The sequence below is a fragment of the Aedoeadaptatus nemausensis genome, from assembly GCF_903819165.1.
GTDB classification, from domain to species: domain Bacteria; phylum Bacillota; class Clostridia; order Tissierellales; family Peptoniphilaceae; genus Aedoeadaptatus; species Aedoeadaptatus nemausensis.
In genome coordinates, this window is sequence record NZ_CAIJCS010000016.1 from 34464 (window position 1) to 54471 (window position 20008).

General features: G+C 46.1%; 25 protein-coding genes. 4 read left to right on the forward strand and 21 right to left on the reverse strand.

Translation table 11 applies throughout. The annotated features are described in order from the left end of the window. Positions 1 to 58 precede the first annotated feature (58 nt). The 6 genes from PEPTYR26121_RS03640 to sufC form a co-directional block, all read right to left on the reverse strand. A complete protein-coding gene (locus PEPTYR26121_RS03640) occupies positions 59 to 562 on the reverse strand; it encodes a MarR family winged helix-turn-helix transcriptional regulator (RefSeq protein ID WP_180499335.1) in 504 nt (167 codons plus the stop codon). A 188-nt stretch (positions 563 to 750) separates the two neighbouring features. After that, a complete protein-coding gene (gene sufU, locus PEPTYR26121_RS03645) occupies positions 751 to 1176 on the reverse strand; it encodes a Fe-S cluster assembly sulfur transfer protein SufU (RefSeq protein WP_180499337.1) in 426 nt (141 codons plus the stop codon). Further along, positions 1163 to 2410, reverse strand: coding sequence for an aminotransferase class V-fold PLP-dependent enzyme (locus tag PEPTYR26121_RS03650; RefSeq protein WP_180499339.1), 1248 nt, complete (start codon positions 2408 to 2410; stop codon positions 1163 to 1165). Before PEPTYR26121_RS03650 ends, sufU begins: the two co-directional genes overlap by 14 nt. Next, positions 2397 to 3416, reverse strand: a complete 1020-nt coding sequence (locus tag PEPTYR26121_RS03655; RefSeq protein WP_180499341.1) for a SufB/SufD family protein — start codon at positions 3414 to 3416, stop codon at positions 2397 to 2399. Before PEPTYR26121_RS03655 ends, PEPTYR26121_RS03650 begins: the two co-directional genes overlap by 14 nt. Further along, positions 3416 to 4831 (reverse strand): Fe-S cluster assembly protein SufB, encoded by a 1416-nt coding sequence (gene sufB, locus PEPTYR26121_RS03660; RefSeq protein WP_180499343.1) that lies wholly within the window; start codon positions 4829 to 4831, stop codon positions 3416 to 3418. The genes PEPTYR26121_RS03655 and sufB overlap by 1 nt, the downstream gene beginning before the upstream one ends. Continuing rightward, positions 4824 to 5570, reverse strand: a complete 747-nt coding sequence (gene sufC, locus PEPTYR26121_RS03665; protein ID WP_180499345.1) for a Fe-S cluster assembly ATPase SufC — start codon at positions 5568 to 5570, stop codon at positions 4824 to 4826. Before sufC ends, sufB begins: the two co-directional genes overlap by 8 nt. Positions 5571 to 5683: 113 nt before the next feature. Here sufC and mutY point away from each other — a divergent pair, with 113 nt between their 5' ends. The 3 genes from mutY to PEPTYR26121_RS03680 are packed head-to-tail and all read left to right on the forward strand — an operon-like array spanning position 5684 to position 7905. Further along, entirely contained in the window at positions 5684 to 6709 is a 1026-nt protein-coding gene (gene mutY, locus PEPTYR26121_RS03670; RefSeq protein ID WP_180499347.1) for an A/G-specific adenine glycosylase, read from the forward strand. Next, on the forward strand, positions 6696 to 7235 hold the full coding sequence (locus PEPTYR26121_RS03675) for an NUDIX hydrolase (protein WP_180499349.1): 540 nt from the start codon (positions 6696 to 6698) through the stop codon (positions 7233 to 7235). Before mutY ends, PEPTYR26121_RS03675 begins: the two co-directional genes overlap by 14 nt. After that, positions 7228 to 7905 carry a YoaK family protein gene (locus PEPTYR26121_RS03680; protein ID WP_180499351.1) on the forward strand — a complete coding sequence of 226 codons (678 nt, stop codon included), beginning with the start codon at positions 7228 to 7230 and terminating at the stop codon, positions 7903 to 7905. The genes PEPTYR26121_RS03675 and PEPTYR26121_RS03680 overlap by 8 nt, the downstream gene beginning before the upstream one ends. Here the strand turns inward: PEPTYR26121_RS03680 and PEPTYR26121_RS03685 are convergent, their stop codons facing one another. After that, positions 7906 to 8259 (reverse strand): arsenate reductase family protein, encoded by a 354-nt coding sequence (locus PEPTYR26121_RS03685; protein WP_180499353.1) that lies wholly within the window; start codon positions 8257 to 8259, stop codon positions 7906 to 7908. A 32-nt stretch (positions 8260 to 8291) separates the two neighbouring features. Here PEPTYR26121_RS03685 and PEPTYR26121_RS03690 point away from each other — a divergent pair, with 32 nt between their 5' ends. After that, the gene (locus tag PEPTYR26121_RS03690) at positions 8292 to 8960 is read left to right on the forward strand and encodes a thermonuclease family protein (protein WP_180499355.1); all 669 of its coding nucleotides are present in this window, start codon (positions 8292 to 8294) and stop codon (positions 8958 to 8960) included. A gap of 19 nt (positions 8961 to 8979) precedes the next feature. On the opposite strand, the gene PEPTYR26121_RS03695 is transcribed toward PEPTYR26121_RS03690, so the two are convergent. From PEPTYR26121_RS03695 to rpmH, 14 genes are all read right to left on the reverse strand, one after another. Continuing rightward, positions 8980 to 9846 (reverse strand): diacylglycerol/lipid kinase family protein, encoded by an 867-nt coding sequence (locus PEPTYR26121_RS03695; protein ID WP_180499357.1) that lies wholly within the window; start codon positions 9844 to 9846, stop codon positions 8980 to 8982. 5 nt (positions 9847 to 9851) lie between these two features. Beyond that, positions 9852 to 10433 (reverse strand): cyclodeaminase/cyclohydrolase family protein, encoded by a 582-nt coding sequence (locus PEPTYR26121_RS03700; RefSeq protein WP_180499359.1) that lies wholly within the window; start codon positions 10431 to 10433, stop codon positions 9852 to 9854. Continuing rightward, positions 10430 to 11311 (reverse strand): PhzF family phenazine biosynthesis protein, encoded by an 882-nt coding sequence (locus PEPTYR26121_RS03705; RefSeq protein ID WP_180499361.1) that lies wholly within the window; start codon positions 11309 to 11311, stop codon positions 10430 to 10432. Before PEPTYR26121_RS03705 ends, PEPTYR26121_RS03700 begins: the two co-directional genes overlap by 4 nt. Beyond that, the gene (locus tag PEPTYR26121_RS03710) at positions 11304 to 12134 is read right to left on the reverse strand and encodes a ParB/RepB/Spo0J family partition protein (RefSeq protein WP_180499363.1); all 831 of its coding nucleotides are present in this window, start codon (positions 12132 to 12134) and stop codon (positions 11304 to 11306) included. Before PEPTYR26121_RS03710 ends, PEPTYR26121_RS03705 begins: the two co-directional genes overlap by 8 nt. Beyond that, positions 12134 to 12883 carry a ParA family protein gene (locus PEPTYR26121_RS03715; protein WP_180499365.1) on the reverse strand — a complete coding sequence of 250 codons (750 nt, stop codon included), beginning with the start codon at positions 12881 to 12883 and terminating at the stop codon, positions 12134 to 12136. The genes PEPTYR26121_RS03710 and PEPTYR26121_RS03715 overlap by 1 nt, the downstream gene beginning before the upstream one ends. Positions 12884 to 13041: 158 nt before the next feature. Then, positions 13042 to 13482 carry a hypothetical protein gene (locus tag PEPTYR26121_RS03720; RefSeq protein WP_180499367.1) on the reverse strand — a complete coding sequence of 147 codons (441 nt, stop codon included), beginning with the start codon at positions 13480 to 13482 and terminating at the stop codon, positions 13042 to 13044. A gap of 114 nt (positions 13483 to 13596) precedes the next feature. After that, positions 13597 to 14298, reverse strand: coding sequence for a 16S rRNA (guanine(527)-N(7))-methyltransferase RsmG (gene rsmG, locus PEPTYR26121_RS03725; RefSeq protein WP_180499369.1), 702 nt, complete (start codon positions 14296 to 14298; stop codon positions 13597 to 13599). After that, positions 14279 to 16186, reverse strand: coding sequence for a tRNA uridine-5-carboxymethylaminomethyl(34) synthesis enzyme MnmG (gene mnmG / locus PEPTYR26121_RS03730; protein ID WP_180499371.1), 1908 nt, complete (start codon positions 16184 to 16186; stop codon positions 14279 to 14281). Before mnmG ends, rsmG begins: the two co-directional genes overlap by 20 nt. Before the next feature lie 8 nt (positions 16187 to 16194). Continuing rightward, positions 16195 to 17553, reverse strand: coding sequence for a tRNA uridine-5-carboxymethylaminomethyl(34) synthesis GTPase MnmE (mnmE, locus tag PEPTYR26121_RS03735; protein WP_180499373.1), 1359 nt, complete (start codon positions 17551 to 17553; stop codon positions 16195 to 16197). A 43-nt stretch (positions 17554 to 17596) separates the two neighbouring features. Continuing rightward, positions 17597 to 18430 carry an RNA-binding cell elongation regulator Jag/EloR gene (gene jag / locus PEPTYR26121_RS03740; RefSeq protein WP_180499375.1) on the reverse strand — a complete coding sequence of 278 codons (834 nt, stop codon included), beginning with the start codon at positions 18428 to 18430 and terminating at the stop codon, positions 17597 to 17599. A gap of 1 nt (position 18431) precedes the next feature. Beyond that, entirely contained in the window at positions 18432 to 19157 is a 726-nt protein-coding gene (locus tag PEPTYR26121_RS03745; RefSeq protein WP_246285887.1) for a YidC/Oxa1 family membrane protein insertase, read from the reverse strand. A gap of 17 nt (positions 19158 to 19174) precedes the next feature. Then, on the reverse strand, positions 19175 to 19390 hold the full coding sequence (gene yidD / locus PEPTYR26121_RS03750) for a membrane protein insertion efficiency factor YidD (RefSeq protein WP_180499377.1): 216 nt from the start codon (positions 19388 to 19390) through the stop codon (positions 19175 to 19177). Next, a complete protein-coding gene (gene rnpA / locus PEPTYR26121_RS03755) occupies positions 19390 to 19737 on the reverse strand; it encodes a ribonuclease P protein component (RefSeq protein WP_180499379.1) in 348 nt (115 codons plus the stop codon). The genes yidD and rnpA overlap by 1 nt, the downstream gene beginning before the upstream one ends. 3 nt (positions 19738 to 19740) lie before the next feature. After that, complete coding sequence (gene rpmH / locus PEPTYR26121_RS03760) at positions 19741 to 19875, reverse strand: 50S ribosomal protein L34 (protein ID WP_068366676.1); 135 nt, start codon at positions 19873 to 19875, stop codon at positions 19741 to 19743. Positions 19876 to 20008: the final 133 nt, after the last annotated feature.

A 20008-nucleotide genomic window follows, 5' to 3' on the forward strand; every position in this document is an offset into this window, starting at 1 on the left:
TTCTATATGTCTCCAACTTGACACAAAAAAAGAAAGGCCGACCCTTTCTTTTTGATGATTACTTTTTAAGCAGACGTTGTTCTTCTTTTCTGGCGAGTCGCTGTTGGTCTTGAATCTCTTTTACTTTTTCAGATTCGTTAAATAGAGAATCGATGGTTTCCATAGACTTCAATAGGAATTGCAAATCCCCGTCGGTGAGATAATTGCCGAGCTTATTGTAAAGGGGTGCCATGATGCTACTGACTTCGCCTATATAATCCTCCCCTTGTTTTGTCAGATAAATATTCACGACCCGGGAATCTGTCATCGAGCGTTTACGGTAGACATAGCCTTTTTGCTCGAGTACGGTACATACTTTTGAAATATTTCCGTGATCTCTGTGGAGGGATCTGGCGATGGAGCGTATGGATGTGTCCTCCAATGAGTCGATTTTCCCCAAAACGAGGAGTTGAAGTTGCGTCAATGTATAATTTTTAGAAAAATAGTCAGTTAAAGAACTCTTGGTGTCGTATGCTTCTTTCAGTAGATTCCAATAAGTCCATAAAAACTCTCTGACCTCCATGGCCGACCTCCTTCATCGCCATTTCGTTGTATAATTTAGAACTTTACCTTGATATCAGTTATTATATCATATCCCTAAGTTGTTTTATAAAATAATTTCGATTGCATTAAGTTTTTATAAAGTTTTCCTATGATAAAACCCCTCCATCCGGATTCCGGACAGAGGGGTTGATTTATTGAGCAAATTTTTTACGCTTCTAAAATGTTTTTTAAGGTATACCAGGGAAGAACGGCGCATTTTACACGAGCCGGCAGTTTGGAGACGCCTTCAAAGGCCATGGCATCTTCCAATTCATCCTCTTCTTCTTCCGTAATGGCGACGCCTTTGATCATATTGATAAAGGTGTCGGCGAGGTGGATGGCCTCTTCTCGCGTCTTGCCCCGCACGGTGTCGATCATGATCGAGGTGGAGGCTTGGGAAATGGCGCAGCCTACGCCGGTATAGGAAAGATCCTTCAGCGTGTCGTCGTCCATTTTAATTTGCAGGGTAATTTCGTCGCCGCAACTCGGGTTATGGCCGAGCTCTTTATAATCGGGATCGTCTAAATCCCCTTTATTGTGCTCGCTTCTTGATTCTTCCATTATAAGCGTAGTGTAAATATCATCGAGTGCCAAGACCCATCAACCTCCTTACTTCATCGAGACCTTTTAAGAAATAGTCCACTTCTTCAACGGTATTGTAAATGGCAAAGGATGCCCGGCAAGAGAAGTGAATGCCGAAGCTTCGATGCAAGGGTTGGGCGCAATGGTGGCCGCTTCGAATGGCGATGCCTTTGGAATCTAAAATCGACGCTACATCGTGGGGGTGCACGTCTTTAAAGTTAAAGGTAATGAGCCCGCCGCGAGGATTGGTCGGTCTGGAAAGGATGGTAATGTCGTCCATTTCTTTCATTTGATCGTAGGCATAATCCGTAAGATAGCTTTCGTATTCGTGGATTTTATCCAGGCCGATAGCGTTTAAATAATCGATGGCCACGGGAAGGCTGGCTGCCGCCCCTACATCTTGCGTTCCGGCTTCAAAGCGTGCCGGCGCCTGTTGGAAAGTGGTGTGGTCTTCGTAAACGTATTCGATCATATCGCCGCCGTACATATAGGGCTTCATGGCGTTTAAATGATCGAGCTTGCCGTAGAGAGCACCTGCTCCCATGGCGGCGAGCATTTTATGGCCGCTGAATACATAGAAGTCGCAGTCCAGATCTTTTACATCCACGGGCATATGGGGAGCCGCTTGGGCACCGTCGACGACGGCGACGGCTTCCGGGTTTACTTTGCGCAGATGGGCGATCATTTTCTTTACATCGGGCATGGTGCCGAGGACATTGGAAGATTGAGTGATGGCCAAGATTTTCGTCTTCGCCGTTACTTTTTCTTCCACTTCCGACCAGGGAATTTCTTTGTTCTCGTCGATGTAGAGATAGCGGAGGGTAGCGCCTGTCTTTTCAGCCGCATATTGCCAGGTTACGAGATTGGCGTGGTGTTCCATAATGGAAATTACGATCTCATCTCCCGGCTTTAAGTTTTCGAGGGCATAGCTGTAGGTGATAAGGTTCAACGCTTCGGTGGCGTTGCGGGTAAAGACGATTTCCGCAACATCCCCGGCGCCGATAAAGTTCTTCACCGATTCTCTGGCTCCTTCGTAAACTTCCGTCGCTGCCATGGAGAGGCGGTGAGCGCCGCGGTGGGGCCCGCCGTTATGGTAGCGATAATAGTCGCTCATGGCGTCGATGACGGCCTTGGGCTTTTGAGTCGTGGCGGCCGAATCTAAATACACGAGGGGCTTGTCTTTTTCGGATAATTCCAAATAAGGAAAATCTTTTCGAATCTCCTTAATTTCGCTAGGCTGTAACATTTTCGCGCCTCCTCAAGATAGTTTCTAATTGCTCGTAGATCATTGCGCGCTCGTTTTCGTAAACGACGGCATCGATCACCGGCGCAAATTTCGCATCGATGATCATGCGCTCGGCGGTTTTTTCGTCGAAACCGCGGGTGAGGAAGTAAAAGAGCATGTCCTGATCGATTCTTCCCGCACTGGCGGCGTGGTTGCCCTCTACATCGTCTTCGTGGCTCAAAAGTGCAGGTACGGAAAGGCTTCTCGCCGTGGAATCTAATAAAATGGCGAATTCTTCTTCATTGCCTCGGCTGTGTTTGCTGCCTTCCAGGAAGTCGATTCGACTCTTGAACACTTTGTAAGCATTGTCCATAAGGGCGCCGTCTACGACGAGATTGGACGTGGTGTCGATTCCCTCGTGAATCATATCGTAAACCAAATCGTAAGATTGTCCGCCTTTTCCGAGGTAAATGGATTGAATATTGCCGAGGGCATTTTCGCCCTTCAAATAGCATTTCACACTACTGGTTTCGTCGCCGTCGCCCATGTGGAAGATATAGCAATCCAACTTCGCCCCTTCTTCGACGATGGCGCCGAGGGAGAGGTAGTTCGCCACTTCGCTCTCGTCCATGTTCACGAAATAAAGGCGCGCCACCGCATTTTTCTTTACGTGAATGCGCACGAGGGCAGAGCGGTAACCGGCTTTCTTTCTCGATGCGAAGTAGCCGGTGAGGCGGGCGTTTTCCGCGACATTGAAATCTAAAGTTACGATTTCGTCCTCGTCGCCGTCCAATCGGTGGACGCCCAGGTCCTTGGCGCACGTAATATTATATTGCTTGGCGATGGTAGAACTCGTGTCGTGAAGTTCCACCATTTCTTTGCTGATGCCGTAATCGTACTCTTTAAAAACTTCGGCGGCGGAGGCTTGTTCCTCGCCTCTAACTTCAGTTCCCTCTACTCCTACTTCATTTACATTTAAATAGGAGTAGGTTTTGTAATCTAATATATTGCCTGTATGTGCCTTCATTAGCCGATGCTCCCTTCTAATTCCAAGGAGATGAGATTGTTCATTTCAACGGCGTATTCCAAAGGCAATTCTTTGGCGATAGGATCGGCAAAGCCGCGCACTACCGTCGCCCGTGCTTCTTCCTCGGAAATTCCCCGCGTCATCAGATAGAAAATAACTTCGTCGGAAATCCGACCGATCTTCGCCTCGTGGCCGAAGTCCACGTCGCGGTTATTAATGTCGATGGCGGGAATGGTATCTTGACGGGACAGATCGTCGAGCATGAGGGACTCACAGGATACCGTGGACTTGGTGCCCTCGGCATCGTCGGTTACTTTTACGAGACCGCGGTAAACGCCGATCCCTCCACCTTTCGAAATGGATTTCGATTGGATGGAACTCTTGGTGTGGTTGGCGGCGTGAATAACCTGAGCACCCGTGTCGATGTTTTGGCCGGCGCCGGCAAAGCTGATGCCGGTGTATTCGTTTTGAGCGCCGTCTCCGGCGAGAACGCTCATGGGATAGAGCATGCTCACTTTGGAGCCGAAGGATCCGGAAACCCATTGGATCTTTCCGTTTTCACCGACGATGGCTCGCTTCGTATTTAAGTTATACATATTGCGCGACCAGTTTTCGATGGTGGAGTAACGCAGCGTGGCGTCGTCTTTTACGAAAAGTTCCACGGCACCTGCGTGCAGGTTCAGCGCATTGTATTTCGGGGCGGAACAGCCTTCGATAAAGTGGCATTTCGCACCCTTTTCGATGATGATAAGGGTGTGCTCAAACTGTCCGGCACCCGGTGCATTTAAGCGGAAGTAGGATTGTAAGGGCACGTCTACATCTACCCCTTCCGGCACGTAGACGAAACTTCCCCCACTCCATACCGCATAGTGAAGGGCCGCGTATTTGTGCAGGTTCGGATTGATACACTTGCCGAAGTATTCCTTTACGATATCTTCGTATTCCCGAAGGCCTGTTTCAAAATCTGTATAAATAACCCCTTGATCCAGTAAGTGTTGTTGAATACTGTGGTAGACCACTTCCGAGTCGTATTGAGCGCCAACGCCTGAGAGCATGGCTTCTTTTTCCGCCTCGGGAATGCCCAAGGAATCGAAGGTATTTCGAATCTCTTCGGGCACATCGTTCCAGTCCGCAGAGAGATCAGCATCCGGGCGAATATAGGTGATGACCTTGTCCATATCCACTTCGCTGAGATCCGGCCCCCATTCGGGATTGGATTTTTCATTGAAGATCTTAAGAGCTTCTAAACGCTTTTCGAGCATCCACTCGGGCTCGTTTTTTTCCTCTGAAATTTGGCGTACGATGGATTCGTTTAAACCTTGTTCTGTTTTCTTCCGATAGGTAAAGGGATTTCGTTCGTCGTAAATCCCCCGATCCATCTCTTGAATTTCTGTCTTTTTTCTCGTCTTACGCATTTTTCTCATCCTTAATCCAGCCGAAGCCTTCTGTTTCGATGCGATCGATGATTTCGTCTCCGCCTTCGGTTACGATCTTGCCGTCGTTAATGACGTGAACGTAATCCGGATGAATCTCTTTTAAGATTTCTCTGTGGTGGGTGATGATAATGGCGGATTTTTCGCCGTCCAAGTATTCTTTTAAACCGCGACTTACGGTGGCTACGGCGTCTACGTCGAGACCGGAGTCGGTTTCGTCTAAGATAGCGAGTTCGGGATCGAGCATAAGAAGTTGTAAGATTTCGGTCTTTTTACGCTCGCCGCCGGAGAAACCTACATTGAGGTAACGCTCGGCATATTCCGGCTTCATATCTAAAAGTTCCATTTTTTTCTTAAGCTCTTTTTTAAACTTAACAATGGAAGTTTTTTTACCTCTCGCCAAGAGAGCTTGGCGAATAAAATTTTCCACGCTGATGCCGGGGATTTCGTAAGGGGTTTGGAAACTGAGGTAGAGGCCTCTTAAGGCACGCTTATCCGTCGTTTCTTCGCTAATGTCTTCCCCTTCAAAAAAGATTTTGCCGTCGGTCATGGTATAGGCGGGGTTCGCCATGATCACATTGGCGAGAGTGGATTTACCACTGCCGTTGGGACCCATAATGACGTGTACTTCGCCCTTATTGACCGTTAAGTTCATTCCTTTTAAGATTTCTTTTTCTTCTACTGAGGCCCGTACGTCCTCAACTTTTAATAATGCATCCATCTATTCTCATTTCCTCCATATATCCTATTGATTTTGTATGATATAAACAACTATACCATGACGACGAAATAGCGTCAATCGCCACTATTTGACCTATTTGTTATAATACCCATATGTGCATTAAAGATAAAATTTTAAATTGGTACAGGCCTCACGATCGAAATTTACCGTGGCGCCACACGAAGGATCCCTACTCCATATGGATCTCGGAAATTATGTTGCAGCAAACACAGGCAAATACGGTAATTCCCTACTACGAGCGCTTTATGGAGACTTTCCCCACAGTGGAGGATCTGGCCCTGGGGGACGAGGAGGTACTCTTAAAACTTTGGCAAGGTCTCGGTTATTATCGCCGGGCGCGAAATATAAAAAAAGCGGCCGTTCTGATCCACGAAAAAGGCATGCCCAAAACATTCGGGGGCTTAAAGGAGCTTCCCGGCATCGGCGATTACACCGCCGCCGCTATTGCCTCCATCGCCTACGACGAGCCTGTGGCAGCCATCGACGGTAATCTCCTTCGAATTTACAGCAGGCTCTACTGCGTCGATGAAGTCATCGACAGGAGCGAGGGCAAGAATAAAATCTTCGCCCTCGCCAATGAAGACATCTCGAGGGAAAGACCGGGAGATTTTAATCAGGCCATGATGGATCTCGGTAATAAAATATGTACACCGGACGATCCACTCTGTCTGCTTTGCCCTTTAAGGGAAGATTGCGCCGCTTTAAAAGAAGGACGCGTAGAAGAGCTTCCCAAAAAAACCCCGAAAAAAAAGCAGGAGCGTTTAAATTACACGCTGCTGCTTTTAGATTTGGAAGATTCTTTTCTCGTGGAAAAGCGGGATAGGGGCCTTTTACACGGTATGTGGGGTTTTCCCCTCTTGGAAGGCCGATTAAAGGTGGAAGATGTTCAGAAGTATTTGACGGAGAGGGATTTTATCCCGAGCTCCGTGGAACATAAGGGAAATTATCGCCATATTTTCAGCCACCGCATTTGGAATATCGACATTATCTACGCCAAGTTGGATGCCCTTTTTGCAAAAGAGAACTCGGGTCTTTGGGTAGAACGACATAAACTGGAAGATTACGCCATTCCGTCGGCGTTTCGACCGGCACTGGAGGTAATTGATGGATTGGATTAAAGAGTATGAACCGAAAAATAAAAAAGAGGCGGAAGACAGGGATCATCTTCTCCGCCTGGACGAGCGATTAATTTCAACTGATCGAAGCGCTCCCTATCACTACACCACATCGTCCATGGTTTTGGACCGGAAAAAGAATAAGCTTCTTATGATCTATCATAAAATCTACCGCTCCTGGTCCTGGCCCGGAGGCCATGTGGAAGAGGGCGAGGAGCTCTTTTACTCCGCCCTTCGCGAACTCTACGAAGAAACCGGTCTTCGTCGCGCCAAACCTCTTTCAGAAGAGCCCATAGCTATGGAGCTTATGCCCGTAGCCTCTCACGAGCGCAAGGGGGAGATAGTAGACAGCCACTTCCACATCAATTTCTGCTTCGGCTTTTGGGGCGAGGAGGAGGACACTCTCCTAAGCCCCGACGAAAACAGAATGTGGGTGCCCGTCGATAAGCTGGACGCCTTTGTCGCCGAAGAGCATATGCTCCCTATTTACCGTGATCTCATTCGACGAATGGGTGACGGTCATGCGTAAGGATGAGCGTAAGTATTCGGAATCACTCCTTTTCGCTACCCTCCTCACTCTGGCCGGAGGCTTACAAGACGCCTATTCTTACGCCGCTCGCGGACAAGTCTTCGTCAATGCCTTGACGGGTAATGTAGTTCTCTTAGGTCTAAGTTTTGTAAGCGGCGATTTTTATCTCATCTTCCGCTATCTGCGCCAAATCATAGCCTTCGCCCTGGGAGTCTATGTCTCCGGACGAATTATATTTTCTCGACGACATTTCTTCGGCATTCATTGGCGACGTTTTATTCTTCTCGGCGAGGGAGCGGCGCTCGTCATCGTGGGATTTTTGCCCCATACTTACGATGCTTTAGCCAATTTTTTAATGGCCACGGCTTGCGGCATTCAGGTCAATACCTTCCAAAAATTTGCCGATATTAACTTCGCCACCACCATGTGCGTAGGTAATGTGCGCACGATTATGCACAATCTGGCGGGTTACCACCACAACAGGAGGAGTATTCACAAACATAAGAGCCGCACGGTGTTTTACATCGTCTTCATCTTTCTCGTGGGGGCGAGTCTCGGAGGATTTTTCCTTCCCATTATCGGGCTGCGCACCATTTGGATTTCCGCACTTTTCCTCTTCCTCGCCTTTGTCCTCTTGCGATTTGAGGAAGAAGAAGAGGAGGAAAGTTAATTACTTTTCCTCATCCGCCCACTTTTTCCATATATCGGGAGCGTGCCCTAAGACGGCGCGCTTTTTGCTTCTTACGATGGGAAGCTTCATAATCGACGGGTGATCGATAATATAGGATTCCTTGCTCTCCTCGGTGGCATAGCGCACATAGGCCAAGCCGTCTTTATCCTTGGAGTCTTCGTCGATCCATGCGTCCAGACCACCGATGGAATTAGTAATGGAATCGAATTCACCCCAGCTCAATTCCTTTTCATTTAAATCAATAAATTGAAATGAAATGCCCCGCTCCTTGAAGAAGCGCTGGGCTTTTTTCGTGTTATTGGATTTCTTCGTGCCGAAAATTTGTATACTCATGGCTACCTCTTTCTTCTGCTATACTGGATAATATGAAACATATACGTACTTTTCTCATTATTTTATTTTTTATCGTCGCGACTTTCTTCCTCACCGATACCCCGGCCTATTTTCCACAAGATGCCGAGGGTTATTACGTAGAGCGTGTGGTGGACGGGGACACGATTATCGCTCAAAAAGGTGATTCTTACCGGGTGAGGCTCATCGGTATCGATACGCCGGAGACCGTCCATCCAAACGGCATCGTGGAACCTTGGGGTAAGGAAGCCTCGATGTTTACGAAGAAAAATCTCGAGGGCAAGACCGTATATCTGGAATTCGACGAAGAAAAGGAAGATCACTACGGCAGAAAGCTCGCCTATGTGTGGACGGAAAATCCGAAGGAAAGCGAGCGTTCTAAAGAAGATATCTTGTTTAATTACCAACTTGTCGCCTTGGGATACGCCAGAGAGCGAGCCTATCCCCCCAATACGAAGTATCAAAACCTTTTAAAAAAGGGAGAGAACGAGGCCATCGACTTTAATAAAGGTCTATGGGCTATCGAGGGCGACGACGGTCCCGCCAAGGGAAATAAAAACAGTTTACTCTATCATATGCCGGGAGATCCTCAATATAATAAAATTAAATCCGGTAATGTAATCATGTTCGAAACGGCAAAAGAAGCGGAAAAAGCAGGTTATCAACGGGCTTTTCGCAGATAGCGGCTCCAAACCGCTTTTTTTATGCTCTTTTATCGGTTAAAGGGCCTATATATTGGATTTCCCCGGGGAGGATTTCTACCCTTACGGGCCCACGCTCATAGAAATTTTCCCCATCTAAATTAATATTTGCCTCTTCCAATAATTCGAATTCCATGGAACTAATTGTCTTTCGAACCATATCTTTTTGGAAAAGGTGGTCCCTTCCTATAAAGAGACAGATTAAAAAAGGAATCACATAAGAGAGTCGACTTCTCCCTGCTCCGAGAAATAAAAGATTGCCGCTGAAGGGATCGGCCTTTTTAAAAATAGGGAACCCCCCGCCGTAATAGCCTCCATTTCCGAAGGTGAAGAGGGTCCATTCTTCTTCTCTATAGCCTTCTAAATGAATCTTTCGAAAACGATAATTTTTTACGGCGTCGAAGAGCTTTAAACTGTAACTTATACTGCCGATCTCCTTGTTTGCCGACGTATTTAAGGCATTGACATCGGCGTCCAATCCTACGGAAGCTATGTTTAAAAAATACCGATCATTCCAGCGACCTAGATCCATGGCGCGAGGCGCGGCGGCTTTAACAGCCTTTAATATTTCCACAGGCTCTCCCTTTAAACCGAGAGTTCGTGCAAAATCATTGCCGCTTCCCGCAGGAATAAGTGAAAAGCGGCGAGCTTTCGTCTTCATCATAAGGTTCACCGTCCGGTAAACTGTGCCGTCGCCGCCTACTGCCACGAAATGATGGTATTTTTCCAGTTCTTTAATTGGAAAGTTCCGTACATAGTCGTCGAAGAAGGAATAATCTTCCTCCGGAAAAATCTCGTCGATGGCTTTTCGTAATTTCTCTTTACGTCCGGTTTTAAGTTTCGGATTGACAATAAATAATATGGCCATAGAAATTAATAATTTTGAATCCTTTGAAAGTGTTTTTCCGCATTTCTTTCGATTTTCACCATTCTATTTTCGTAAGAAGCTTTAAGTTTTTTATCCTTCAAAGATGCCAGGTTTAAACGCACGGTATGGGCTGCACCGCGCACGGCGGTCCTCGCCAGATCGGCGGCAATGAGCGTGTCGCTGAAAGCTTCTTCGCCCATAAGAGGAAGATGCTCCGCCATGAGGGAAAGGATTTTTCCGGCCTCTTCCATGGTGGAGAGGGGCACGTCGATAGCTTTAATATAGCCTCTTTGAATGGCGGCACTGCGGATTTTTTTCTCGTCATCCGTGTCTTTCGGTAGTTTAAAAGCTTTTAATACATCGTCGAAGGAGCTGCTGTCCTTGTCGATATTCTCCTTTAAAAAATCGGAGTGGACGTCATAAAGATCGCAGTTTATGTCGTCTACACCTGAAATTCTTAAAACCATGACGGCGAGGGAGGCGGACAAGGCGCCGCAAAGGGCGGCTACCGATCCTCCTCCGGGAACGGAGCTCGTATCCATGGCTTTTTCAATATATTGATTTAAACTTAGGTCGATAAGTTTCATATGCGCAAAATTCCTTCCATTACGATGCACGCCGTGCCGCCTACATAAATCCTTTCGTTTTTAGAGTGTACAAAGATCTCAGAGGGTCTTCCTTTTTTTCTACCTTGATTAGCGACGAGTTTTTCTTTCGCAAGTTTATTCTTCGCTTTTAGATAATAATACATGGCGCCGCTGCCCGTGCCCGTAGCCGATTCTTCCCAAATGCCGATGGCGGGAGAAAAGTTTCTCTGCTCCGCCGCCCCTCTTTCGGAATCGTAGTGGAAGAGATGAAAGGTGAGGCAGTCGTATTTTTCTGCCAGTTCTTCCATTCGGCGACGCTTCGGATTCAGGTTCAGAAGCACTTCTTTGTTTTTTACGGGTAAGACCATGGTGGCGATGCCATTGTCGATAACAGCCGGCAACATATCTTCATCGACGCCTATATCTTCTCTCTTTATGCTGAACGCTCGAGCTACTTCCTCCACATCTTCTATCTCTTTCATAGAACTCATCAGAGGAAGCTCCACATCCACAAATTTCACCTTATCGCCGTGAAACGCAATGTCTATATGGAGCTGACCGGCTTTAGTATGTTGAAGAATTCGTACGCTCTCTCCTCGACAGTTAATAAAACCCTGTTCCGCCAGAGTCCAAAAAGTAGACAGAGCTGCGTGACCGGAAAGATCCACTTCCTTCGTCGGTGTAAAATAGCGAATATCGTAAATATCTCGGTCCAACTGGCTCACACAGGCGGTCTCCGAGTGATTGAGTTCTTGCGCTGCCTTTTGCATCTCCTCATCACTCATATACCCTTCGATTAATACAATTCCCGAGGGATTTCCTAAGAAGGATCGATCGGTAAAGGCGTCGGTTACGAAAAATTTATATTCTCTAGTCAAGGAGCTCTCCTCCCATAATCAGATCGTAAATTCGAATAAGATCTTCCTTCGAATGGTAATCGATAACGAGGCGTCCCCGATTCATATTGCCCTTTACTTCTGTCTTTGTACCCAGTCGTTCCATGAGTTTTTCTTCGAGATCTTCGTAGTAGGATGATCGCTTCGGAGCGGAAACTCGGGTTTCCTTTTGACTTTCTTCAATAGTCTGGCCCTCTTTAATCATCCGTTGAGCCTGTTTAATCTGCTCATTTCCATCTTTAATGGATAGAAGCAATTTCCCCTGGCTTACGGTGAGTTCGCCTTTTTTGAGCATCTCCTTGACGACAGGTTCAAGCTTTAAAAGACGCATGGCGTTGGCGATATAAGGTCTGGATTTTCCCACGAGACCGGCAATTTTTTCTTGAGTATATCCGTATTTCTTCTTCAAAGTCTCGTAACCTTCGCCTTCGTCGATGGGATTTAAATCTTCTCTCTGAATGTTTTCAATCAAAGAGATTTGATCTACTTCCTCTTCCGTTACATCGATAAAACGAACGGGAACATCTGTAAGACCTGCAAGCTTCGCCGCCCGTAATCTTCTTTCCCCGGCGATAAGGAGGTTTTCATCCTCCTCTTTTTTTATTAAGAGAGGTTGTAAGACGCCTACGGCGCGAATGCTTGCCGCCAACTCTTCCAAACTTTCTTCTGAAAATTGTTTTCTCGGCTGTTTGGGATTAGCTTTTATCTCTTCAATAGGGAGGGCGTTCACTTCGTTCACATCGTCCATGGGCTGCGTACCGAAAAAATTATCGAGCCCTCTTCCCAGTCCTCTTTTCTTTTCCATTACTTCCTCCTGTTTACAATCTCATCAGCGAGAGATAAGTAAGCCTTCGCTCCTTTACTCCCTTTATCGTAGGCGATAATGCTCATACCGTAGGAAGGGGCCTCCGCCAGCCGCACATTTCTTGGAATAACTGTGGAAAATACGTCCTTCTTGAAATAGTTCTTAACCTCTTCGACCACCTGCATACTTAGATTGGTACGTCCGTCATACATGGTCAAAAGTACGCCTTCTATTTCCAATTCGGGATTAAATCCGTTGCGTACCAGTTGTATAGACGCCATTAGTTGGGAAAGGCCTTCCAGCGCATAATACTCACATTGCACGGGAATTAAGATACTGTCGGCGGCCGAAAGGGCCAGAATGGAGAGAACGCCCAGAGATGGCGAACAGTCCATGATTAAATAATCGTAATGATCTAAGTCTTGAATGCGCTTTTTGAGCTCCAACTGCCAATCGGCGCGCTGAGCAAATTCCAATTCGATTCCCGCAAGAGAAGATCCGGAGGGAATAATGTCCAGGTTTTTCTTTACATTTACGATGGGATTCTCCTCGCTACCTAATAGGAAATCGTAGACCATAGTGTCCCGATCTTTATCGATGTTTAAACCGTTAGTGGCGTTGGCTTGAGGGTCTAAATCTATAATTAAGACGGATTTGCCTTTCTCCGCCAAAGCATCTGCAAGATTGATAACGGTGGTCGTCTTGCCGACGCCTCCCTTTTGATTAAATACGGCGATATTTCTACTCATTCTTTCACTTCCTTCTTACACCCATAGTATCAAAAAGAATGATAAATAAAAAGAGAAGGATGTTCCACGTGGAACATCCTTCTCTTTTTATAGTCTTTGTATGCTGATTTTTATAAATGTTCCACATGGAACATTTTGGTTTAAGTGAAGCTCAAAAGCTATTCTTCTTCAGGTTCCTCGACTTCTTCACTTTTTCCTGATGGACCTGAAAGGGTAGAATCTATAACTTCATCTTCCTCGTTCTCGTTTTCTTCAGGCTCAGAAGGCTTATCTGTCTCGGCTTCTTCTGTAGTCGATGTTCCATGTGGAACATTTTCGTTGTTCTCGTCCGTGCCTTTAAGATTGACCGATCTCTTTACGTAATATACCTTCTGTTCTCCGCCTCCCGCATGTTCAATAACGATTTTGTCGTGATTGTCATCTACTGTTCTTTGATTGCTTTCCTCTTTTTCTCTCTTGTTTCGGCGAGTCTTTAGATAGTCTTTCTTCGCTTTTACATACTCTCTTCCGGAGAATATTATACACGCCGGAATTGAGAGGATGCCAATTCCGTAGACTATATAAGGAAGTGGAAAAATCAACTGATCGATAATATCCATATAGCTTAGGAAAGAGAAAATCGCAAACACTAAAAGGGAGTATACTGCCTTGCTTCTCGTCTTTATAGATCGATAGATCAAAAAGGCGAATAGAGGAATAAAGACGATCATAAACTACAGAGGATCCTTTCTCGGCTTTCCGCCCCCACGGGGATATTTCTTAGGCGTTCCCTTTATCTTGCGGAGTACTACTAATATTCTTTTATCGCCGTCGGGTAGAAGAAACTCCTCACAATGGGTGAGTTCCGCTCCCAGGGTTTTAATTGCTTTATCAGCTTCCTCGATTTCCTCGAGACCCTCCGGACCCTTCATGGCAATAAGATATCCCCCGAGTTCTACGAAAGGAAGACAGTACTCCGCTAAAATATTCAGCCTCGCTACGGCACGAGATACGACGATTTGATACTGTTCGCGAAATTCCGGATTGCGTCCGGCTTCCTCTGCACGGCCGTGGAAGGTTTTAACATTATCTATTCTGAGATCTTTCACTACAGCATCTAAAAAAGTGATCCGCTTATTTAAGCTGTCCATCAGATGGAATTCCCGAGCAGGCTCTGTAAGGGCGAGGACCATGCCCGGAAAACCCGCTCCTGTTCCCAGGTCGAGAACTTTGCCCGTACCTTCATACTCTTCTAATAAAAGGGGAGTCAGGGAATCGATAAAGTGCTTATCGATAATTTCCTGTTCATCGGTAATTCGCGTCAGATTCATTCGCTCGTTCCAATCCAATAGGATTTCGCTGTAGCGATCGAAGGATTCGAGGGGCAAGTCTTTATGAAATTGTTCCAGTATGTCTTTACGCGTCTCCCAATTCATTATTTGCCTCCCTGTTTTTCTGCTCTAAATAAATGAGAAGGACATTTATATCCGCCGGGCTTACGCCGCTGATTCGGCCTGCCTGACCGACAGATTCCGGGCGAATAGCGGAAAGTTTTTCTTTTGCTTCATTGCGCAGTCCTTTAATAGCATTATAATCCAAATCTTTCGACAGAATTTTATTCTCCATCTTTCTAAACTTTTGAATCTGCGCCATTTGCTTTTCGATATAACCTTTATAGCGTACTTCCGTCTCCACTTCCTTTATAACGTGGCGGGGGAGGAGGGGACGATTTTCGTCAAATACTGCCAGTTTATCGTAGGTAAGCTCGGGACGCTGCATTAAATTCAAAAGAGGCGTGGCATTTTTTAAGGTAGCCGACCCCAAATCGTCAAGCTTCCGGATATTCTCATCTGTCGGGTTGATTTGAATGGAGGCCAGGCGCTCCCGCTCATTCTCAATGGCGTCGCGGCGCTTAATAAAGCGCTCATATTGTTCGTCGTTTACGAGACCGATAGAGCGTCCGATTTCCGTTAAGCGAAGGTCCGCATTGTCTTGACGCAAAGTCAGTCGGTATTCCGCACGCGCCGTCATCATACGGTAGGGTTCTCGAGTGCCTTTGGTTACGAGATCGTCGATTAAAACGCCGATATAAGCCTGGTCTCGCCTTAAAATAAGGGGATCCTTGTCTTGAATGGAAAGAGCCGCGTTAACGCCGGCTACAAGCCCCTGAGCGGCGGCCTCTTCATAACCGCTGCTGCCGTTGATTTGACCCGCCATATAGAGATTGTCTATGCCCATGACTTCGAGAGAGCGATCCAATCGTGTAGCGTCGATGGCATCATACTCGATGGCATAGGCCGGGCGCATAAATTCACAGTTTTCCAATCCGTCGATCTTTTTGTAAAGGGCCATTTGAACTTCGACGGGTAGGGAAGAGGATACGCCTTGCACATAGATTTCCTTCGTCAAAAGGCCTTCCGGTTCGAGGAAAACCTGATGGCGATCCCGGTCGCCGAATCGAGTGACCTTATCTTCGATGGAAGGGCAATAGCGAGGTCCCGTACCTTCAATATCGCCCATGGCCATGGCGGAACGCTCTATATTCTCGAGAATAATCTCGTGGCATTCAGGCGTGGTGTAGGTTAAATAGCAGTCGATCTGCTCTTTGTCGCTGTAATCTTTGTCGAAATTACTGAAAGAGAAGGGGTGAATTTCCTCGTCCCCCTTTTGAACTTCCATACCACTGAAGTCGATGGAATCCCTATGCACTCTGGCGGGCGTTCCCGTCTTCATACGCATGGTATCGATTCCGATTCCCTCGATGCTCTCCGTAAGCAGGTCGGCAGGCTGCATGCCGTCCGGTCCGCTGGAATAGTTGACTTCTCCCATAAAGACTCTGCCTCTTAAATAAGTCCCCGTAGCCAGGATGGTCTTTTTAGCCTTGTAAATAGCCCCCGTTTTACATACGACACCGGAGAGGTCGTCGTCGATAAAATAAAAGGACGCCACCTCGTCTTGAATGAGGTGGATGTTTTTTTCATCCTCGAGGGTCATCTTCATGGCGCGATGATAATCCCATTTATCCGCCTGAGCCCGTAAGGAATGGACCGCCGGTCCCTTGGAACGGTTCAGCATACGGGATTGAATGAAGGTTTTATCGATATTGCGCCCGATTTCGCCACCCAATGCGTCAATTTCACGGACTAAATGGCCTTTACCCGTACCTCCTATATTGGGATTACAGTTCATGGCGGCGATGGAATTTAAATTCATCGTAATAAGGGCTACATCCATGCCCATTCGCGCCGCGGCGAGGGCCGCCTCGCAACCGGCATGGCCTGCGCCCACGACGACAATATCCACTGTTTTCGCTAAAAAATCCATAATACTCCTTATTTTCCGATACAGAATTTAGAAAATACGTGATCCAATACTTCTTCGCCCGCGGTTTGACCCGTAATTTCCCCAAGTTTAATAAAGGCGTCTTCGAAATACACTTCCGCCAAATCCAGACCGACGCCTGCTAAAAGATCTTCTCGTCCTTTTTCCATGGACTCGATGGCTTCAGTCAAAAGGTTCTTGTGACGGAGAGAGTATATCTGTACCTCGTCGGCGGCCACTTCTCCGGATAAAAACCAGTCTTCGATAAGATCCTCTACGGCTTTAAGTCCTTCCTGCTTAATTAAGCTGGTTTCGAGGACGGCTCCCGGAAAATACTCCTCGAGATCGGAAATACTTACTACAGAGCCTAAATCCTGTTTATTTAGCAGGCAAATTACCCTTTTGTTCCGAATACCGTCGATAATTGTAAAGTCCTCTTCATCTAAGGGCCGAGAAGCGTCGAAAATGGCGATAATTAAATCTGCCGTATCCATGCTCTTTAAGGCCCGCTCGATGCCCATTTTTTCAACTAAATCTTCCGTCTCGCGAATCCCCGCCGTATCCTGCATGCGCAAGTGGATGCCGTCTAAGGAATACGAGGCTTCCAGTACATCCCGTGTAGTTCCCGGAATTTCCGTTACAATGGCCTTGTCTTCACGTAAAATCGCATTTAAAAAAGAGCTCTTCCCTACATTGGGCTTCCCTATAATGGAGGTGGCAATGCCGTCCTGAATCATTTTTCCCCGTTTAAAAGTCTTTAAAAGGGCCTTCATTTCCTCCAGAAGCTCTTCCGTTGTATTTTCCAATATTGACGTATCCACAGGCTCCACCTCTTCGGTAGAAAAGTCGATGTCTGCCACGAGATGGGCCAGAGTATCCTTTAAGCGGCGGCGAAAATCTTCGATTTTACGGTATAAATGCCCCGTAAGTTGACGGGCACTTTGACGCTGAGAGGACACACTGTCAGCCTCGATCATATCCACGATAGCCTCGGCTTCCGTAAGGTCCAATTTACCGTTTAAAAAGGCGATTTTCGTAAATTCGCCGCGCATGGCGGCCTCGCATCCTCCGTCGATAAAAGCCGAAAGAATACGCTCGAGCCCGACGCTTCCGCCGTGGGCTTGGATTTCCACCATATCCTCGCCTGTATAACTATAGGGTCCTCGGAAAGCTACGGCGAGAACCTCGTCGATAATTTCGCCTTCAACGACGAAATGGCCGTAAAGCAGCTTTCGATCGTTTATAGGATCGGATAAGGCACTTTTCGAACGGAAAAACTTCTCTGCTATTGCGATACTGTCCTCGCCACTTAAACGAACAATACCGATACCTGCCGGCGATTTTGCCGTAGAAATAGCGGCTATGGTCATAAGTTCACTCTCTCACTTTCTTTAAAAAAAGCCTTCATAGAGACTATGAAGGCTGTGATGAATCCTTATGAATAACGACGCATCGATGGGGATCTTTTCCCTCGCTGCGCGTGCGAATTCCCTCGACATTTGCCAAGCACGCATGGACGACGCGGCGTTCTTGAGCATTCATGGGTTCCAATTTAATGGATTGATTGGTTTTTAAAACTTTATTGGCGGTTTTACCGGCGACTCTCTTTAAGGCCGCTTCGCGCTTTTTGCGGTAACCGCTGCAGTCGACGATAACCCGTCTGAAATCCTTCGTTCGGCGATTGATCATAGCGGACAGTACGGTTTGAATCCCGTTTAACGTCGCGCCGCGCTTGCCGATAACGATACCCGTCTCTTCTCGCTTGCCGTCGATTGAGACGAAGATCTCACGATCCTTAAATTCTACAGAAAGAGTGTAGCCCAGGCCGAGAGTATCCATTAGACGATCGACAAATTCGCGGATAAAAACTTCCAGCTCTTCGTCGCTAGGTTCTTCAAATGCCTCTTCAGGCTCTTCCATCTCTTGAACTTCTTCCGTTTCGACGATCTCTGTCTCTTCGATTTCAACGATTTCTTCTTCGACAGATTCTTCTACTCGTCGCTCGTCCAGATCTTTTCGAACCGTTTGAATCTCTTCATCTTGTAAAATCGACTCGATAATATCCTTACTATCGAATTTCTTTTTTACTTTAACAATAGCGTCTTTCCCTCCGATCAGGCCTAAAAACCCTGCGGAAGGTTCTTCGATAATTTCGACATCCACTTCATCTCGAGATGCCCTTAATTCCTTCAAGGCCTTTTCGACGGCCTCGTCGATTGTTTTTGCCGATTGGATGGAAAAGTTCACGCTATGCCTCCTTCTCTTTTTCCTTTTCTTTTTCGATAAACTTATTGCTTATCTGCTGTTGGAAAATGGTATAAATGCTGCCTACAATCCAGTAAAGAACCAAGCCTGCCGCCATATTACGGGCAAAAAACAAAATCATAATGGGCATCATAATGGACATGCTCTTCATCATTTGTTCCGATTGCTCCGTGGAAGGTCCTGCGTTGGCCTTTTGTACTAAGTAAGTAGAGAGCCAAGTAAAAAACGCCGCGATAATGGGCAAAACAAGCTTTGTCGGATCCGGATGATCCAATGTAGGTACAAAGAAAAAGTTTTTTTGTATGGATGCGTAAAATTCCGGATTGGTAAAGGCAAACTTCGTAGGAAACATAAAGATCCTATAAAAGGCCAGCAATACGGGAAATTGAATCAACATAGGCAGACAGCCGCTTAAAGGATTAAATTCCGCTTCTTTATAGAGCTGTGACTGCTTTTGAGCTAAAAGTTGGGGATCATTTTCGTATTTTTTTTGAATCTTCTTCATTTCCGGCTGGATTTTCGCCATCTTTAATTGATTCTTCGTTTGGAATAAATTCAAAGGTAAGAGGGCAAAACGCAGCAAAAGAGTCGTTACGATAATCGCAATCGCATAATAGGAAATGGCTACCGGCTCAGAGCCTATACTCGATACGAAATCATAAATATGACGCAATATAACGCCAAAAAAACTCGCTAATGCATTAATCAAATAAACTTCCTCCTAGTCTATGGAAGGGGATCGTAGCCACCTTTATGAAAAGGATGACATCGCAAAATGCGCCTTATGGTTAAATAAAGCGCTTTTAAAAAAGGATATTTTAAAAAAGCTTCGTAACCGTATTGACTACAAGTCGGATAAAAACGACAATGGGCGCCTACTAAAATATATTTGGAAATATATCGCTGATAAAAGCGAATAAAAGCGAGAGCTAGTTTATTCATCATCGCTTTGCCTTATTTATCATTTTAGAGACGCGCATTAAATGGTAAAAAGAAGATTTTATCTCTCCAAATGTCATATCGGCGACATTATTTTTTACCACGACGACCATATCGTAGCCTACCGGTAGTCTGGAATAAACTTCTCCGTAGAGAACCCGGAGACGTCTTTTTATTTTATTGCGAACAACGGCCTTTCCCACCTTTTTATTGATGGAAAAACCCATCCGAGAATGGTCCAGGCCGTTACGTCTGATGTAGAGAGTATAGTTTCGATTACCGAAAGTTTTTCTCTTCTTATAAACTTTTTTAAAGTCGCTATCCTTTTTAAGAAAGTACTTCTTATCCATGGATTAAGCAGAAAGTTTCTTTCTTCCCTTTGCTCTACGAGCGCGTAATACCTTACGACCGCCGCGGGTTCTCATGCGAGCACGAAATCCGTGTTCTCTTTTTCTTTGTTTACGTTTCGGTTGATACGTTCTTTTCATTAGACTACACCTCCTCCGTCGGGATCTAAAAATCGCCTAAACGACCTATTTTTAAAATACACTCTATATATTATAGGGATAGAATAGGGCCAAGTCAATTCTTTTATGCAAAAAAGCCCGAAATAGTCCCGTT

Coding starts and splice junctions, on each gene's coding strand:
- PEPTYR26121_RS03640 (WP_180499335.1), bottom strand. CDS start 562: ATGGAGGTCAGAGAGTTTTTATGGACTTATTGGAATCTACTGAAAGAA.
- PEPTYR26121_RS03650 (WP_180499339.1), bottom strand. CDS start 2,410: ATGTTACAGCCTAGCGAAATTAAGGAGATTCGAAAAGATTTTCCTTAT.
- PEPTYR26121_RS03655 (WP_180499341.1), bottom strand. CDS start 3,416: ATGAAGGCACATACAGGCAATATATTAGATTACAAAACCTACTCCTAT.
- sufB (WP_180499343.1), bottom strand. CDS start 4,831: ATGCGTAAGACGAGAAAAAAGACAGAAATTCAAGAGATGGATCGGGGG.
- sufC (WP_180499345.1), bottom strand. CDS start 5,570: ATGGATGCATTATTAAAAGTTGAGGACGTACGGGCCTCAGTAGAAGAA.
- mutY (WP_180499347.1), top strand. CDS start 5,684: ATGTGCATTAAAGATAAAATTTTAAATTGGTACAGGCCTCACGATCGA.
- PEPTYR26121_RS03675 (WP_180499349.1), top strand. CDS start 6,696: ATGGATTGGATTAAAGAGTATGAACCGAAAAATAAAAAAGAGGCGGAA.
- PEPTYR26121_RS03680 (WP_180499351.1), top strand. CDS start 7,228: ATGCGTAAGGATGAGCGTAAGTATTCGGAATCACTCCTTTTCGCTACC.
- PEPTYR26121_RS03685 (WP_180499353.1), bottom strand. CDS start 8,259: ATGAGTATACAAATTTTCGGCACGAAGAAATCCAATAACACGAAAAAA.
- PEPTYR26121_RS03690 (WP_180499355.1), top strand. CDS start 8,292: ATGAAACATATACGTACTTTTCTCATTATTTTATTTTTTATCGTCGCG.
- PEPTYR26121_RS03695 (WP_180499357.1), bottom strand. CDS start 9,846: ATGGCCATATTATTTATTGTCAATCCGAAACTTAAAACCGGACGTAAA.
- PEPTYR26121_RS03700 (WP_180499359.1), bottom strand. CDS start 10,433: ATGAAACTTATCGACCTAAGTTTAAATCAATATATTGAAAAAGCCATG.
- PEPTYR26121_RS03710 (WP_180499363.1), bottom strand. CDS start 12,134: ATGGAAAAGAAAAGAGGACTGGGAAGAGGGCTCGATAATTTTTTCGGT.
- PEPTYR26121_RS03715 (WP_180499365.1), bottom strand. CDS start 12,883: ATGAGTAGAAATATCGCCGTATTTAATCAAAAGGGAGGCGTCGGCAAG.
- PEPTYR26121_RS03720 (WP_180499367.1), bottom strand. CDS start 13,482: ATGGATATTATCGATCAGTTGATTTTTCCACTTCCTTATATAGTCTAC.
- rsmG (WP_180499369.1), bottom strand. CDS start 14,298: ATGAATTGGGAGACGCGTAAAGACATACTGGAACAATTTCATAAAGAC.
- mnmG (WP_180499371.1), bottom strand. CDS start 16,186: ATGGATTTTTTAGCGAAAACAGTGGATATTGTCGTCGTGGGCGCAGGC.
- mnmE (WP_180499373.1), bottom strand. CDS start 17,553: ATGACCATAGCCGCTATTTCTACGGCAAAATCGCCGGCAGGTATCGGT.
- yidD (WP_180499377.1), bottom strand. CDS start 19,390: ATGAATAAACTAGCTCTCGCTTTTATTCGCTTTTATCAGCGATATATT.
- rnpA (WP_180499379.1), bottom strand. CDS start 19,737: ATGGATAAGAAGTACTTTCTTAAAAAGGATAGCGACTTTAAAAAAGTT.
- rpmH (WP_068366676.1), bottom strand. CDS start 19,875: ATGAAAAGAACGTATCAACCGAAACGTAAACAAAGAAAAAGAGAACAC.